Origin of the sequence: uncultured Brachyspira sp. (assembly GCF_944388875.1) — a bacterium.
Taxonomy (GTDB): domain Bacteria; phylum Spirochaetota; class Brachyspiria; order Brachyspirales; family Brachyspiraceae; genus Brachyspira.
The window spans coordinates 203,678-219,887 of sequence record NZ_CALXKQ010000001.1 but is presented as its reverse complement, the minus strand read 5'-3'; the positions used below and the strand labels follow the sequence as shown (position 1 = coordinate 219,887).

15 protein-coding genes are annotated in these 16,210 nt (G+C 26.7%); 7 read left to right on the top strand and 8 right to left on the bottom strand.

All coding sequences use genetic code 11. The features are described 5' to 3' along the window. Positions 1-32 precede the first annotated feature (32 nt). Positions 33-1,781, top strand: a complete 1,749-nt coding sequence (locus Q0J69_RS01060; protein ID WP_297203486.1) for an NADH-dependent [FeFe] hydrogenase, group A6 — start codon at positions 33-35, stop codon at positions 1,779-1,781. A 395-nt stretch (positions 1,782-2,176) separates the two neighbouring features. On the opposite strand, the gene Q0J69_RS01055 is transcribed toward Q0J69_RS01060, so the two are convergent. The 5 genes from Q0J69_RS01055 to Q0J69_RS01035 all read right to left on the bottom strand — a co-directional run bounded on the left by Q0J69_RS01055 (position 2,177) and on the right by Q0J69_RS01035 (position 5,145). Further along, the gene (locus Q0J69_RS01055) at positions 2,177-2,620 is read right to left on the bottom strand and encodes a hypothetical protein (protein ID WP_297203484.1); all 444 of its coding nucleotides are present in this window, start codon (positions 2,618-2,620) and stop codon (positions 2,177-2,179) included. A 96-nt stretch (positions 2,621-2,716) separates the two neighbouring features. Next, positions 2,717-2,914 carry a hypothetical protein gene (locus tag Q0J69_RS01050; RefSeq protein ID WP_297203482.1) on the bottom strand — a complete coding sequence of 66 codons (198 nt, stop codon included), beginning with the start codon at positions 2,912-2,914 and terminating at the stop codon, positions 2,717-2,719. Positions 2,915-2,944: 30 nt separating this feature from the next. After that, a complete protein-coding gene (locus Q0J69_RS01045) occupies positions 2,945-3,217 on the bottom strand; it encodes a hypothetical protein (RefSeq protein ID WP_297203480.1) in 273 nt (90 codons plus the stop codon). Between the two features lie 513 nt (positions 3,218-3,730). Further along, a complete protein-coding gene (locus Q0J69_RS01040) occupies positions 3,731-4,195 on the bottom strand; it encodes a YhcH/YjgK/YiaL family protein (protein ID WP_297203478.1) in 465 nt (154 codons plus the stop codon). Between the two features lie 53 nt (positions 4,196-4,248). Then, on the bottom strand, positions 4,249-5,145 hold the full coding sequence (locus Q0J69_RS01035) for an N-acetylneuraminate lyase (protein ID WP_297203476.1): 897 nt from the start codon (positions 5,143-5,145) through the stop codon (positions 4,249-4,251). A gap of 173 nt (positions 5,146-5,318) precedes the next feature. Here Q0J69_RS01035 and Q0J69_RS01030 point away from each other — a divergent pair, with 173 nt between their 5' ends. From Q0J69_RS01030 to Q0J69_RS01020, 3 genes are all read left to right on the top strand, one after another. Beyond that, complete coding sequence (locus tag Q0J69_RS01030; RefSeq protein ID WP_297203474.1) at positions 5,319-6,407, top strand: PP2C family protein-serine/threonine phosphatase; 1,089 nt, start codon at positions 5,319-5,321, stop codon at positions 6,405-6,407. 92 nt (positions 6,408-6,499) lie between these two features. After that, entirely contained in the window at positions 6,500-7,063 is a 564-nt protein-coding gene (locus tag Q0J69_RS01025; RefSeq protein ID WP_297203472.1) for a hypothetical protein, read from the top strand. Then, complete coding sequence (locus tag Q0J69_RS01020; protein WP_297203470.1) at positions 7,060-7,734, top strand: ABC transporter ATP-binding protein; 675 nt, start codon at positions 7,060-7,062, stop codon at positions 7,732-7,734. Before Q0J69_RS01025 ends, Q0J69_RS01020 begins: the two co-directional genes overlap by 4 nt. Positions 7,735-7,738: 4 nt before the next feature. Here the strand turns inward: Q0J69_RS01020 and Q0J69_RS01015 are convergent, their stop codons facing one another. The 3 genes from Q0J69_RS01015 to Q0J69_RS01005 form a co-directional block, all read right to left on the bottom strand. Continuing rightward, complete coding sequence (locus Q0J69_RS01015; RefSeq protein WP_297203468.1) at positions 7,739-8,107, bottom strand: PepSY-like domain-containing protein; 369 nt, start codon at positions 8,105-8,107, stop codon at positions 7,739-7,741. A gap of 121 nt (positions 8,108-8,228) precedes the next feature. After that, positions 8,229-8,786, bottom strand: coding sequence for a phosphatase PAP2 family protein (locus tag Q0J69_RS01010; RefSeq protein WP_297203466.1), 558 nt, complete (start codon positions 8,784-8,786; stop codon positions 8,229-8,231). Positions 8,787-9,285: 499 nt separating this feature from the next. Further along, a complete protein-coding gene (locus Q0J69_RS01005; RefSeq protein ID WP_297203464.1) occupies positions 9,286-10,299 on the bottom strand; it encodes an alpha-hydroxy-acid oxidizing protein in 1,014 nt (337 codons plus the stop codon). A 374-nt stretch (positions 10,300-10,673) separates the two neighbouring features. Between Q0J69_RS01005 and Q0J69_RS01000 the strand changes: the two genes are divergently transcribed. The 3 genes from Q0J69_RS01000 to Q0J69_RS00990 all read left to right on the top strand — a co-directional run bounded on the left by Q0J69_RS01000 (position 10,674) and on the right by Q0J69_RS00990 (position 16,193). Beyond that, on the top strand, positions 10,674-13,127 hold the full coding sequence (locus Q0J69_RS01000) for a tetratricopeptide repeat protein (protein ID WP_297203461.1): 2,454 nt from the start codon (positions 10,674-10,676) through the stop codon (positions 13,125-13,127). A 440-nt stretch (positions 13,128-13,567) separates the two neighbouring features. After that, entirely contained in the window at positions 13,568-14,626 is a 1,059-nt protein-coding gene (locus tag Q0J69_RS00995; RefSeq protein WP_297203459.1) for a tetratricopeptide repeat protein, read from the top strand. Between the two features lie 646 nt (positions 14,627-15,272). Continuing rightward, entirely contained in the window at positions 15,273-16,193 is a 921-nt protein-coding gene (locus tag Q0J69_RS00990; RefSeq protein ID WP_297203458.1) for an ABC transporter permease, read from the top strand. Positions 16,194-16,210: the final 17 nt, after the last annotated feature.

Here is a 16,210-nt window from a genome sequence, read left to right as displayed (position 1 = left end):
TGGTGCGAGTATTGATAAGGAGTATAAAAATTATGGTTAAAATAAAAATTAATGGAAAAGCTATAGAGGTACAGGAGGGTCTTACTATATTAAAGGCTGCAAAAAAATTGGGAATAAAAATTCCTTCATTATGCTACCATCCTGATATTCCGCCTACTTCAGCATGCGGTATATGTGTGGTTAAATTGGCTAATCAAGGAAATAAATATACAAGAGCATGTTCTACTGTTGTTGAAGAAGGAATGGATATAATAACTCATGATGCTGAAATTAATACAGTAAGAAAAGGTGTTTTGGAATTAGTATTATCTGCTCATCCTAATGATTGTTTAAACTGTATAAGAAATGGAGAATGCGAACTTCAAACTGCAGCTGCTGATTTCGGTGTTAGAAACTCTAAATATGACAATATTAAACAAAATCATCCTAGAGATGAATCTGCTGGAAGTATAGTACTTAATCCTGAAAAATGTATTAAATGCGGAAGATGCGTTGTTGTTTGTCAGGAAATGCAGAAAGTTCATGCTTTGGGATTTGTTAATAGGGGATTTGATACTTATTTTGCCCCAGGTGCTGTTTCATTAAAAGATTCTCCTTGTGTGGACTGCGGACAATGTGCTTCTCACTGTCCTGTTGCTGCTATTTATGAAACAGATCAGACTAAAGAAGTTCAGGCTGCTATAGATGATCCTAACACTTATGTTACAGTTCAAATGGCTCCTTCTGTTAGGGTTGCTTTGGGAGAATATTTCGGACTTAAAGCTGGTGAAAATATTACTGGAAAAATATATGCTGCTATGCGTTTAATGGGATTTAATGCTATATTTGATACCAATTTCGGTGCAGATATGACCATAATGGAAGAAGCACATGAATTTGTTAAGAGATTTACTGAAAGCAATGGTACATCTACTATGACTACTTCATGCTGTCCTGCTTGGGTTAAATATGCTGAAGAATATTATCCAGACTTGCTTGATAATGTTTCGAGTGCTAAATCTCCTCACATGATGCTTGCTCCTATGACTAAAACTTATTATTCTGAAAAAGCTAAAGTAGATCCATTCTCTATTTTCAATGTATCTATAATGCCTTGTACTGCTAAGAAAAATGAGATAAGAAAAAATGAAACTATGTATTCAAGCGGATACAAAGATGTAGATGTTGTGCTTACTACTAGAGAGTTTGCAAGAATGATTAAGCACTATGGTATTGATATTGCTGGTATAGAACCTGAAGAAGCTGACAGCATATTAGGTGAATATTCAGGTGCTGGTACTATATTTGGTGCTACAGGCGGTGTTATGGAAGCTGCTTTAAGAACTGCATACAATATTATAGCAGGAAATAATCTTGAAAATGTTGATTTTGAGGATGTTAGAGGATTAGAGGGAGTAAAAAGAGCTACAGTTAAAGTATTGGATAAGGATGTAAAAATAGCTGTTGTTAATGGGCTTCACAATGTTGATACAGTAATGCAGGAAATTAGAGCTGCCAAAGAAAAAGGGGAGAATCCTCCTTACAACTTTGTAGAGGTTATGGCTTGTCAGGGCGGATGTGTAGGAGGAGGCGGTCAGCCTTACGGAACTACTAATGAAGTTAGAACTGACAGAGCTAAAGGTTTATATGATGAAGATAAAAAGGTTGTTAAACATAGATGTTCTCATGAAAATGAAAATCTTAAAAAACTTTATGAGGATTTCTTAGGAGAGCCTTTAGGAGAAAAAGCTCATCATTATCTTCATACAGAATATAAAGTTTCTGAAAAATATACAAAATAATTTGTATTATTTATAATGAAAAAGCACTATGATTATTCCATCATAGTGCTTTGTCATTTATAGAAAAAGTTTTATTAACGGCAATTATTAAACAGTTTAAAATTTTATTTCACCGAATCCTTTATTTTACTCTTTTTGACATTTTAATCTCTTATATACCATATTTTTTATATTCGCTATTAGGAATATTTAAATAAAATTAATAATTACTGCTTTATTTATATAGCATACAATATATTTTTATTATTGTCAATATAGAAATATATTAAATATAAATCTTTATTTTTATTATCATAAATTAACAAAAATATATAAGTTTTAATTTAATGTTGTATTTATTATTTGCATCTATATATTAAATTAAGTAAAAACAATAAATAAAATATGCAATAGTATTATAATCCAAATTTATGTTGTATCTTTTTCCTGATATTATCGCGTATAGATCTTATAGGTATAATCCATACTAATCCGTCTATAAATTTTGATAAGTTATACTTTATATATGCTAAATCATTTCTGTTATGATATAATTCATCTTCTATTAGCTCTATATAATGTTCAACAGTGAAGTCTTTTTTCAGTCTTTTAAATCTTTTTTCTACTAACTCCAAATTGACTTCTATTTTTTTAGGATGTATTATTTTATTTATACTATATGTTTTAGTGTTTAATCTTTCATCATACTCAGCCACATGTGTAGCATCTACTGAACCTATATTGCTTACTAAATTATAGTTTGGTTCTATTGATATTCCATCATTAGCTATCATACTAAATGAGAACTGATAATCCCATGTATCACAATACTTCCTTAAAATAGGATTTTTGAAATCCATACATATTAATTTAGAGTACCCTCTCATATTTGCATTTTTTAATTCTTTTGTATATATTTTATCTAATTTACTGCATATAAGATCATAAGAATATTTTTATAATGTATAATCATAATATTTCCAAGCTCTTTTCCAAGTTGCCCAACCCCATACATAAGAACCAGGAAAAAATAAATAACTATCATTGGTATATGGTTCTCCAAAATGCCATCCGCTAATTTGCATAATTTTTTCATTATCCTTATAATAATCAAGTAATTCTTCACAAAATGAAAAAAATGTTAAATCAGGCAAACAGTCATCTTCTAATATTATACCATCCTCTTAATGTTCAAAAAGCCAATTTATTGCACCAGATACATTTAAACCACAGCCTAAATTTTCATCCCTAAATAATGTCTTTACTTCACAGTCCCAATCTACTTTTTCCACTATTTTTCTAGTATTCATACACTTTTCATATTCATCTTTAACATTTTTTCTTGGACCATCAGCGGCAATGTATAAACGAGGAGGCTTTGCTTGCCTTATAACTTCAAAAACTCTATTAGCTGTTTCATATCTTTTAAAAATAATAAAAAGTACAGCTTTATTCATTTATAAGCTCCAATATATAAATTTATAATTTGTTTATATTAAACTTGTTTTATAGTTGAACTATATTAATATTGGAGTTTTGCTTCCAACATAATTCTATTCATTTGGTTATAACAAAGGAGTAAAATATAGTATTTGTATATCTTATTAAAATAATACTATGTTTTACTTATGAAGTAACAAGTTATAATACATAATAAATTATATCATTGATTAATAAATTATCAAGTATGAATTGTTTAAGAGCCATATGCGGCATTTTAAAGTACTTGATAAAATTATAAATACGATGTCTTATATGTTGTATAAATTGTTGTTTTAATTCAGTATTTTGAGGACAGTGTAGGAAAAGAACTAGTATGCAAGCCTTATATATAATTTAAAAATACTAAATTAAAAATTTATAAGTATTAAAAAATTTATTTTTTGAACAATTCTAATATCTTTTATTTTTATCATAAAAATAGCTGATATATAAATATACCAGCCATTTTATTTTTGCATATTTTAGTATTAAGCTTTGTAAGGAACTTTTACTATGCCTTTTTTGACATGAGTTTTTCCTGTTTTAGGAGCTAAACCTACTCTATGGGCATCGTAAGGAAGCAGTATTAAAACTTCTCCTGGGGTAAGAGTTAAACGGGCAGTTCCTTCTCCTTCCCAATCATGGTAATCTGTGGCTTCATCATAATTTTTTGGCTTTAGAGTAGAAGTATTTGCTATTATAAAATCTTCAGCACCTTCAAATATTATTTGAACATCTACATATTTTAAATGTGATTCCCAAGGAGGATTATCCTTGTTATCATATTCCATAACATTAATGAAAGCCCCTTCGCAAATTTCTTTGTCTAAAGCATGCTTGCCTACAGATAGTTTTTTCAATTCATCATAATGCTCTCTTACATAGTTTTTAGCTTTCCATATAGTATCGTGGAAATTTTGATTAAATTCGCTTTTTATTGGTTTTAATATCATAATAAATCCTTTATATTAAATGTCCGCGTGAACAAATAACGGCCATAAAATAATTATAGCTTAGATAAATATTTATCAAACATATCTTTTAATACTTTTTTCTCAGCTTTGCCTAATGGTTTTGAACCCATAGGTGCTCTGCAGTATGAAACAGCAGAAGGATCATAGAAAGATATACATTCCTTAAGAGCAGGATATATTCCAACACCCAATAAAGTATTTATTATATCATTCATATCATGCTGTATTTTTAATGCTTTAGACAGATCTTTTCCTTCAACAGCTTTTATAACATTTTTAGCTAATGGAGCTTGAATATTATATGTTGAGCCTATTCCTGATCTTAAACCATAAGAAGCATAAGCTATTAGAAGTTCATCAAAACCAGCCCACATCATTTTATCAGGGAATCTTTGTATTAATCTTTCTAATAAGAATAGATTATCAGAAGTATATTTAATTCCCATTACTCTTTTATCTTCAAATAGTTTGCCGAAGTCATCTAAAGATATACTGTTATTAGATAAGCTAGGCAAGAAATAAATTACAAGAGGTATTTTACTTGTAGATTTTAATATAGTATTGTAATATTTACTTATATCAGCGAATGAGAAAGGATAGTAGTATGGTGTAACAGCTGATATTAAATCATACCCTAATTCTTCTGCTTTTTGAGCCATTTCGCATGCTTCATTAAGGTTTAATGTACCTACATGAGCTATCAACGGAATTTTTCCAGCGGCTTCTTCTTTAGTTATTTCAAAGACTGCTATTCTTTCATCTTTGGACATTAAAAGTCCCTCGCCTGTAGAACCACCTACATATAAACCGTCTACTTTCATACGGTCTATATTATGTCTTACATATTTTCTTAACACTTTTTCATCTAATTTTCCATTTTTAGTGAAAGGTGTCATTAGAGCTGATAATACACCAGAACATTTATTCATACTCTACTCCTTATAAATTTAACTATATGATATATTGTATAAATTAAGTTCAATTTTTGCAATATCTATATCATTTATTTTATAAAAAATATTTGCAAACTATAATCTTTTTGATATAATTAATTCTAGATATAGTAATTTTGTGATAATTATTTTTTTCAGTTAATATTTTTATGAAAGATGAACGTATTTTAATGTTTTTTAAATTTGTTTCTATAGTATTTTTAGTGCTATTTATATTGCTTAATATAGCGTCTATAGTGCATTATCAAAATAAATTTATTTTTATATTATTGTTTATCTTATTTATATTATTTTTTATACCATCTTCAATATTTTATAAATCTTACATAAGGTCATATATATTAAAAGATTATAAAGAAGTAGAAGAGAAATTATTAGACGGCAAGACCTATAGATTTTCTAGAATTAATAGTGTAATAATAGACGATTATCAAAGAGCTATTATAGATTTAAAAGAAAAAAACAGTTATATTTTGGGAAGATATGATGTCTTGAATAATATAAAAAACCAATATAAAAAAGACATGAAAAAGGCTAGAAAACTTCAGCAATCCATGCTTCCAAAAAAAATGCCTAATAATCATTTAATATCATCAGCATATATTTATAAACCTTTTGAGGTTATAGGAGGGGATTTTTTTGATTATGTATATATAAATCAAAATAAAATTTTATTTATTATATCAGATATAAGCGGACATGGTGTAGAGGCTGCTATTGTTACTGCTATGCTTAAATCTGTTTTTAGAAATTTAGCTAATTCTTTTGAATCTGCAGGCAGTATGATAAATGAGATAAACAGCACTTTAATTAATACTCTTCCTATCAATTATTATTTAACTATGATAGTTGCAGAAATAGACTTATTTAATTATAAAGTTACGTATTCCAATGCATCACATACTCCTCTTTTAGTAAGCAGAGGTGAGGATATAACTGAATATTCCAAAGGCGGTACAATAGTAGGGCTTTTTCCTAAGGCATATTATGAAGAAGAGGTTATAGATATAGATAAAGGTGATATATTGTTTTTTTATACTGATGGCTTGACGGAAGCATCGAGGTCTAAGAATAAATATGATTTTTATAGTATTAATAGGCTAAAAAAAGCTATTTATAATAATAGGTATTCTAGGGCTGATTCTTGTATTGAATTGATAAAAAAAGATTTTTATGAATATCTTTCATATATGTCGCCAGATGATGATTTTACAATGGTTTTATTTAAAATAAATTAAGTAATTCCGATACTTATACATGGAATGAAATATTATTTTACAAAGTTAGTTACAAATAGTTTATATATTATTAAATAGTAAAGGTTGTTATTGTGTATAATTCTACGATTGGATACGCTTCTAAACTTATTAAAGGCAGTATTGTATTTTCCATAGTGATATTTATTGCTATGTCTCAGCTTATGGCAATAACTTCTATATTTAGTTTAGTATGGAAATATGAAATTTTATTAAATGATAATATACCGTTTTTTAGAGAGTTTTCTATATATGCTCTGCTTATTATATTACTTATAATAGGAGTATTATTTTCGGTAATATGCAGTTTATATATATTTTCTAAAAATAATAGGATGTTTTCTACTCTCAGAATATTTGGTGCTACAAAATTGGCAATAAAAAAATTGGCTATGCTTATAAGTTTATTGTATCCTATAATATCATTTATTATATGCATAATAGAAATGGGTATATTATATTTAAGATACAGATCATATATACTTACTCTGATAGAAGTTTCTGATGTTATTAATGGTGCATTTGTAGTATTATGTGCTAATGTAGTTTTGATAGTAGGATTTATGATAGGTGCTTTTATATCTAATTCAATACTTTTGCATAAAGATCCTTATGAAGATTTGAGGGGAACTCTATGAATATAAAAATAATTAATATCTCAAAAACTTTCCCTTTAGGCGTTAATCAATGCAATGCTTGTGAAGATATCAGTTTAGATATTAATCAGGGCGATTTTATCAGTTTTGTAGGACATACTGGAAGCGGTAAAAGTACATTGCTTAGTATTATAGGAGGAATACTTAAGCCAAGCAGCGGTACTATTTATTATGATTCATATAAATTAAATGGTGCTTCTGAAGATGTTTTAGCTAGTTTTAGAAGAGAATATTTTTCTTATATATTTCAATATCCTGTAATTATACCCACTATCAGTGTTATAGATAATGTATTAATGCCTTTAGCTTTTAAACATAAAATTACTGATGAAAAAATTAATCAGACAAAGGAAAATATAGAACTATTCTCGCTTAAAGATAAAATGTATTCTAAGGCTTCTAATTTATCAGGAGGCGAAATGAAGAAGGTTGCTATATTAAGGGCTTTGGCTTATGGATGTAAGTGTTTAATAGCTGATGAACCTACAAGCGATTTAGACCCTGCAACCACTAAGACTTTAATGGAAATTCTTTCTACTATTAATAAGCAAGGAACTACTATTATTATGGTTACGCATGCTCATAATATAGCGGCTCATGCTAATAATGTTTATGAAATGTCTAACGGCAAAATAGTAAGATGTTTAAAATAATATATTAACCTTTGTTATATATATGCATCTCTAAATAATGATCTATTATAATTCTATATGAATTAATAATTTTTCTTATTTCATTTACATCTAAATTCCTATTTTTATATTCCGGCTGAAATCTTTTTAATTTATTGATTTTCTCTTTGACAATATTAGGAATAACATCTTCAGGAAGTTTTTTGCTGCTGTTAATTGACATCCAATTTCCATTTTCATCAAACGTAATGGATATTTCATTATCAAGTTCTGCTTTATATAAACCGTCTATTTTTTCTATGTGTACTACTTTAGATTTAATAAATTTACTTTTTATAAAAATATCAGCATTATAAGGTAATTGAATATTTATTACTTTAGCAATACCATCCATTTTGAACTCCTGCAATAACTTTTATACTTCCGATAATATTTTCGTATTTTGCAGTAATAAAATCAATATTCAAATGAAAATGATTTCATAAAATTTTTATATAAAGAATATAACAATTTTTTTATAAATGCAAATATTTTTTATTAATTTTTTTCATCACAATATATGTTATACATGATACAGTCGTTCCTATGCACATACCAAAAACAACATCGCTTGGATAATGAACCATCAAATAAACTCTTGAAAAACCTATAATTAAAGCTAGCAATACTGCAATGAAGCTATAGTCTTTATTAAAATATAAGAATATAGTGAAAAATGCGGCAAATGCTCCTGTAGCATGAGATGACGGACATGAAAATGAAGTTTCCAAATGCTTTCCTGCTTCTATCCAATACTGATAATAAATAGGATCAGCAAAAGGACGTTCTCTTGCTATTATTGGCTTTAATATTACAGCACCTATTAATACGGATATAAATAAACTAATCATCATATTAATACCGCAAAGCCTTGTTTTTTTTATTAATATTAATACAGCAGATATCAGAATTAAAACGAATCCTTCTCCTAGATGGGTTATCAAAGAAAAGAAAAAATCTAATATTTTATAATTAGTATGAAGATTATGTGCAAACTCTATTATAGTTTTATCAAAAATATTTATAATTTCCATTGTTTATTTTCCTTTATTTATTAAAATATTATATAATAACTGTAATTAATAGAACTAAAAACAGTTAATTTTATTTATCGTAATATTATTTAATTTGTTAGCAAATGTTTTTTGTAAAAAATAGTTTATATATGAAAAATATACTATTAATTTTATTAACATTATTATTTATATCATGTTATCTTATGATTTTATTATTTATTTATAAAAATGACTGAAAAGATAGTGAACATATTATTAAAATGTAATACTTATATAAATATTAAAAGTTATGACTGATGTACTGATTTAATAAGAACTTGTGAAGAAATAGTTAACTATAATAAAAACTTAATACATATAAAGTTATAATAGATATGTATGGTTTTACTGTATTATGTTTTAGAGTATTATAAAAATGATTTAGAACTATTAATTATAAAAATAAAAAATAAACTCAATATAAAGAGTTTTTGAAACGGCTCTTATATATTGAGTTTAAAAAATCAAATTAAATAAATTAAAGTCTTACAATTTCTCTAGTTATTTCTTTTAAGCTGTGAACACCGCACATAGTCATAGCATCTTCAAGTTCAGCACCTAATTGAGCAGCATAAGATTTAACTCCTTCTTCTCCTCCGCCGTAAGCTGCTATTACAAAAGTTCTAGCAATAACAACACCGTCAGCTCCAATAGCAAGAGCTTTTAATATATCAGTACCGCTTCTAATTCCTCCGTCTACCAATATTTTTATTTTTCCTTTAACACCGTCAACAATTTCAGGCAATACTTCAGCAGTAGAAGGACATTGATCTAGTACGCGTCCTCCATGATTAGATACAATTATAGCATCAGCTCCAGCCTCAACCGCTTTTTTGGCACCTTTTACAGTCATTATTCCTTTTATTATGAATGGTATTTTAGCAATCTCTTTTATTTGTCTTAATTCATCAATAGTTTTACTTCCAGCCTTTGGAGTAAGATTTTTTAAAAAAGGAAGTCCAGCTCCGTCAACATCCATAGCAACGGCAAAAGCATTTGAATCTGCAACCAATTTCATTTTTTCTTTTATAACATCCATGTTCCAAGGCTTAACAGTAGGTATTCCTATGCCGTTTTGTTTTTTTATCATAGAAGTAGCTGCCATCATTACATTAGGATTAGTACCATCTCCTGTAAAAGCAGCAATACCAGCCTCATAACATGATTTTACTAATATATCATTATATTCTTCTTCAGTATATTTATTGCCGTAATGAAGCTGAACCGCACCTACGGGACCAGCAAATATTGGGTATTTAAACTTTTTTCCAAATAGTTCAAAGGAAGTATCAATATCTTCATTAGAACATATTGTATCCATATTGAGCCTTATTTCTCTCCATTTGTCATAATTTCTAATAGCAACATCTCCTATTCCTTTGGCACCAGGTCCTGGCATACTATTTTTACATACCTTACCATTACATATAATGCATGCTTTACAGAACCCCATACAGTCTTTAGCATTTTCTATAATTTCTTTATAAGTCATAAGATTTCCTCCGATATAATTAAACTGATAAATAATTCCACATCAATAATACTAAATATAAAAAATAAAACAAGCAAATTTATTAATAACAATTTTTTTATAGTATTAAATTATTTTTATAATATAATATAATGTTATTAGATTATATGTAGTTAATAAATTAAAATAGGAATTACAAATGACAAAAATATCTAATTATATTTTTAATAAGATATATAACACCAATATAATTTAATATGGTGTAAAGAAGCTTTGAAAGATTATAAAAAAGCTTTAGAATTAGATACCAAATAATGAATATGCAATTGAAAATATGAAAAGTCTTAAAAAAGAATATGCACTGAAATAAAATTATTTTTATAGGAAATTGTATTATGAATAACAGCAATAATAGTATTGAAGAATTATTAAATAAAGCAAAGGAAGCATTTGAAAATAGAGAATATGAAAAGTCTATTGAATATATAGATAAAGTTATATTTTATAATGGTGATTCTTATGATGTTTATCATAACAGAGGATTAGCAAAATTAAATTTGCTTTTATATGAAGAAGCTGTAAAAGATTTTGACAGAGCTATTGAATTGGGTGATGATACTACAGGAATTTATTATGACAGAGGTTTGGCAAAATTATATTTATATTTTTATGAAGAGGCTATAGAAGATTTTAACAGAGTTTTACAAATAAATGATAATGATATTGATTCCCGCATTAATATAGGGCTATGTTATCTTTATATGAAAAAGTATAAAGAAGCTATGAATATTTATAATGAATTAATAGAAGATTTTCCTGATAATATTAATTCTTATAATAATAGAGGATTATGTAAGTTTTATTTATCTCAATTTGAAGAAGCTATTAAAGATTTTAATAAAGTTATAGAATTGGATAAAAATGCTGCGGCATATAACTATATTGGTTTATGCAGATACAATTTAAATGAATTTGATGAAGCTTTAAAATGTTATGAGAAGGCTATAGAGATAAATCCTAATCTCATTACATCTTATCATAACATTGCTTTGTTAAAACATTCTATAGGTTTAGATGATGAGGCTTTGTCTTATTTAAATAATGCTTTGGAAATAGAGCCTGATAATATTGAAACATATTTAAAAATTTATTCTATAAAATTAGGTTTAGGTTTAGAGAGGGAAGCTAATGAATATTTAAATAAGATTATAAAAATGTACCCTGATGACCTTTATATTTATGACAGAATAGGAAATATAAAAATTGATGCAGGATATATGGAGGAGGCTTTAGAATATTTAAAAAAAGCATTAGAAATAAATCCTAATTTTATTGATGCATATTATGATATTGCTTTTGCTTTGCATAAATTAGATTTAAATAATGAAGCTTTAGAATATTTAGAAAAAGCACTTAAAATTTATCCTAATAATGCAGATACTTATTTTAAAATATTTTTGATTAAAAGAGCTTTAGGAGATTATGATGAGGCTTTATCTTATTTAAATAAAATACTTGAAATAGATAATAATGATATTGGTATTTATAATGAAATTGCTTTGATAAAAATTGAATTGGAATTATATGATGAAGCTTTATATTATTTGAATAAGGCTTTAGATATAGATAATGATAATGCTGAAATATATAATACTATTGGTCTTGTATATTTCAGCAGTAAAAAATATGAAGAAGCTATTAAATATTATAATAAAGCTTTGGAGTTAGATGCTTCTATGGACAGTGCCTATTATAATATTGGCTTAGCTTATTATGAAATGTATGATTATGATAAGGCTATTGAATACTATAATAAAGCATTAGAGATAAATGCTCAATATTCAGCTGCTTATATTAATTTGGGACTTATTAAACATAATTCAGGAAATTATCAAGAGGCTATTGAATACTATAATAAAGCATTGGAAATAAATAATGATTATGGATTAGCTTATTACAACATTGCTCTCGCTGAAATGAGTTTAGAAGATTATGATAAGTCTTTGGAAGATTTTAACCGTGCATTAGAATTTGGTTATGATGAAGCAGATATTTATGCTAATATAGGACTTATATATTTAAGAAAGACTGTATATGATAAAGCTATAGAGTATTATAATAAAGTACTAGAAATAAACCCTAATAAACTTGGTGCTTATTATAATATTGCTTTTTGTTTATCTAATATGAACAGATATGAAGAGGCTTTAGAAATATATGATAAAATAATAAAAGAGTATCCTGATAATTTTGATGTTTATTATGAAAGGGGATATACTAAATATAGAGCATTAAAGTACGAAGAAGCTATAAAAGATTTTGATATACTTATAAATAAAAATCCTAATCATTTTAATGCCTATTATTGCAGAGGCTGTTCTAAAAAGTATTTAAAAAATTATGCTGAAGCTATTGTAGATTTAGACAAAGCTATAGAATATAATCCTAATAATCCAGACTATTACAGTGAAAGGGCTTCTTGTTATGATTATTTACATCAATATATAGAGAGTATTAGAAATTATGATAAAGCTATTGAATTAAATAGTAATGATTGGTTTTTATATATTTTAAGAGCTAAAGAGAAATTCCTTTTATCAAAAGAAACTAGTTCAGAAAATAAAACAGATGATAAGAAATCATTTTTTGGTAAAATCATATCAAAAATTACTTCATCTAAAAATTACACTGATTTAGAAAAATCAGCATTAAATGATTTGGAAAAATCTTATAAATTAGCTTTAGAAGATGAATTTTATCTTATGGTATTTAAAGATATTATAAAAGATGAGTTTACAGATATAGATTTAGCAGCTGAATTTTGTAAGGATAAGGATATTTCTTTATAAATTAAGATATTAGAAGCTGTTTTATTTTTTGTTTTAATTTTTGAAAAATTGATAAACTTAAAAAGTTTTAGTATATATCTAAAGGACTATATTTTGTCAAAAATAAAATTATATTTTATTGTTATATCTGGAGCTTTGCCTCAGACTCCACTTCTTTTGGTTCCGCAAAGAAGCAGGCACAGCCCGCAGTTGCGAAGGGCTATATTTTAGCTTAAATTAATAATCTATCTTACATGTAAGAGAATTTTAGTATGATTTAGTACTAATTATATACTTGCACTTTTTGCTTCTTTGACGCTGTCCGCCTGTGGCGTGTGGCGGGAAAAAGAACAATAAAAAAATGGCAAACTTAAAAAGTTTTAGTATATACTATGATATAATTGTATCATATACAAAATTGTAACTTGTATATTAATAATAAATAGTTATAGGAGTTAAAAATGGCAACAATGACTAATTTTTTATTCAGTCAACATTTAAAAGAATCTAAAAATAAATTAGAAAATTTAAAAACAGAATTAAATAAATGTATAGATGAATTTAATGATTTTTTAAATAATATTGATGCAGAAAACTATTCTGATTTTGATAATTTCAATAACAGAGCAAAAACTTTTAATGAAAAATTAAATAAAATAATCGCAGATAAAACATATATTATAGGCAGTTTTACAAATATAGTTGATAATCATAAAAAAGTTGATATTGATAGTTTAAACAATCTTACTGATTATCATGATTATAATTCTAAAGGTATTCATAAAAGTGCTAATGGAGAATATGCAGAAGCTATAAAATATTATGATGAGGCTATAAAGTTAAACCCTAATATGGCAGATGCTTATTATAATAAAGGTATTGCCAAAACTAAACTTGGACTTTTAAAAGAAGTTATAGAAGAATATGATAAGGCTATAGAATTAAGAGCTGATTATACAGATGCTTATTATAATAGAGGACTTATTAAAAGCGATTTAGGACTTTTAGAAGAAGCTATAAAAGATTTTGATAAAGCTTTATCAATAAATCCTAATTTATTTGATGCTTATCATAATAAAGGATTATTAGAAAATGAGCTGGGGCTTTTCAAAGAAGCAATAAAAGATTTTAACAAAGCTATAAAAATAGCAGATGATGATGCGGTTATTTACAACAACAGAGGTAATGCAAAATATAATTTAGAGCTTTATGAAGAATCTATTAAAGATTATGATAAAGCTATAAAATTAAATCCTAATTATGCTTTTGCATATAATAATAGGGGAAATGCTAAAGATAATTTAGAGCTTTATGAAGAGGCTATAAAAGATTTTGACAAGGCTATAGAATTAAAACCTGATTATGCGGATGCTTATAATAATAGGGGCTGTTCTAAAGAAAATTTAGGTTATTATGAAGAGGCTTTAAAAGATTATAAGAAGGCTTTAAAATTAGATCCTAATAATGAATATGCTAAGGAAAATATAAAATATATTAAAGAAGAATATGGTTTGAAATGAAGCTGTAATATATTGTTTTTTTATTAAAAAATATAATGATTTTATAATTTATCAATGTTAAAGAAGCTATAGAAGGCTACCTTTCAGTTGATATTGAAGAATATTGTAAAGAAAATATTGTGAAAACTATTGATGTAGTATTATGAAAACTGTAAGCGGTAAAAAATTTTGTAAATTAATAAACTCTATCTAACTCCCCACCCTTTATTCTTATTAATTCAATCTGTTATTTTTATCTTATTATATTTTTTACTTATGCTGTTATTATAAAGCCCGCCCTAGATTTATTTAAATTGATAATCTTCACAACGCACGCTAAGCTAAATTATAAATATAAATGAATTGTGAATTCTAATTTTTATAATATATAAAATTTTATTAACCGTGCGTTTAAGTAAAATCTTAAATTTAATAAACGTTTGGGTGGGTGTGCATTTTTATATTAGACAATAAACTAATGAAAAGATTAAATTTCTAAAAATAGACAAAAAAAGTATATAGGGTGGGGATTAAAAAAAATACTATTATATAAATTTGTTTTAAAATTGACTTAGTTTAAAGTTTGACAAAAGTTTAATTTTAATAGATAATATACTGTCAATAATAATTTAATTATTTGCATAATCCCAATTAAGAAGGTATTTTTATGTTTTCTTATGTTGTTAGAAGATTATTAGTTTCACTTTTAACCCTTTTTGTTATAGTTACTATTACTTTCTTTTTGATGCATACAGTACCTGGAGGACCATTTGTAGGTGAAAAACCTTTGAGTGCTGTTGCATTAGAAAATTTGAATAAGAAATACGGTTTAGATAAACCGCTTATAGTGCAGTATGCCAATTATTTAAACAATGCAATTAGAGGAGATTTAGGCACTTCTCTTACAAAGATAGGTCAGTCTGTATCAGGAACTATTATAAGAGCTTTTCCAGTATCATTTAGGCTTGGAATATTCAGTATGTTTATTTCAACTACTATAGGGGTATTGTTTGGAATAGTTGCAGCATTAAGGCATGGAAAGGTTGTAGACAGAGCTGTAATGGTTGCCGCTACTTTGGGTATAGCGGTACCAAGTTTTGTAGTTGCTACAGTTTCTATTATTGTGTTTTCTGTACAGCTTAAACTTCTTCCAGCTTATGGATTTGATTCATTTGCTCAGTATATAATGCCTGGATTTGCTTTGTCTTTTAGTTCTTTAAGTTTTATGGCTAGACTTATGAGAAGTTCTATGCTAGATGTTATTCATCAGGATTATATAAAAACAGCAAGAGCAAAAGGTATATCAAGAGGAATAATAATATTTAAGCATGCATTAAGAAATGCTATTATACCAATAGTTACTTATATAGGACCTCTCGCTGCAGCAATTTTAACAGGTTCATTCGTAGTAGAGAAAATATTTAATATACCTGGACTTGGAAGATACTTTGTTGAAAGTATTACTCAAAGGGATTATCCTACAATATTAGGTGTTACAATATTCTATGGAGCTTTTTTAATAGCTATGAATTTCTTGGTTGACTTATCTTATGGTATTATAGACCCTAGAATAAAAATACAAGATTAAATATATAAAGGCGGCTT

Excerpts from the sequence above, each read along its gene's own strand:
- Q0J69_RS01060 (WP_297203486.1), top strand. The coding sequence starts at position 33 with ATGGTTAAAATAAAAATTAATGGAAAAGCTATAGAGGTACAGGAGGGT.
- Q0J69_RS01055 (WP_297203484.1), bottom strand. The coding sequence starts at position 2,620 with ATGGATTTCAAAAATCCTATTTTAAGGAAGTATTGTGATACATGGGAT.
- Q0J69_RS01045 (WP_297203480.1), bottom strand. The coding sequence starts at position 3,217 with ATGAATAAAGCTGTACTTTTTATTATTTTTAAAAGATATGAAACAGCT.
- Q0J69_RS01040 (WP_297203478.1), bottom strand. The coding sequence starts at position 4,195 with ATGATATTAAAACCAATAAAAAGCGAATTTAATCAAAATTTCCACGAT.
- Q0J69_RS01035 (WP_297203476.1), bottom strand. The coding sequence starts at position 5,145 with ATGAATAAATGTTCTGGTGTATTATCAGCTCTAATGACACCTTTCACT.
- Q0J69_RS01030 (WP_297203474.1), top strand. The coding sequence starts at position 5,319 with ATGAAAGATGAACGTATTTTAATGTTTTTTAAATTTGTTTCTATAGTA.
- Q0J69_RS01020 (WP_297203470.1), top strand. The coding sequence starts at position 7,060 with ATGAATATAAAAATAATTAATATCTCAAAAACTTTCCCTTTAGGCGTT.
- Q0J69_RS01015 (WP_297203468.1), bottom strand. The coding sequence starts at position 8,107 with ATGGATGGTATTGCTAAAGTAATAAATATTCAATTACCTTATAATGCT.
- Q0J69_RS01010 (WP_297203466.1), bottom strand. The coding sequence starts at position 8,786 with ATGGAAATTATAAATATTTTTGATAAAACTATAATAGAGTTTGCACAT.
- Q0J69_RS01005 (WP_297203464.1), bottom strand. The coding sequence starts at position 10,299 with ATGACTTATAAAGAAATTATAGAAAATGCTAAAGACTGTATGGGGTTC.
- Q0J69_RS01000 (WP_297203461.1), top strand. The coding sequence starts at position 10,674 with ATGAATAACAGCAATAATAGTATTGAAGAATTATTAAATAAAGCAAAG.
- Q0J69_RS00995 (WP_297203459.1), top strand. The coding sequence starts at position 13,568 with ATGGCAACAATGACTAATTTTTTATTCAGTCAACATTTAAAAGAATCT.
- Q0J69_RS00990 (WP_297203458.1), top strand. The coding sequence starts at position 15,273 with ATGTTTTCTTATGTTGTTAGAAGATTATTAGTTTCACTTTTAACCCTT.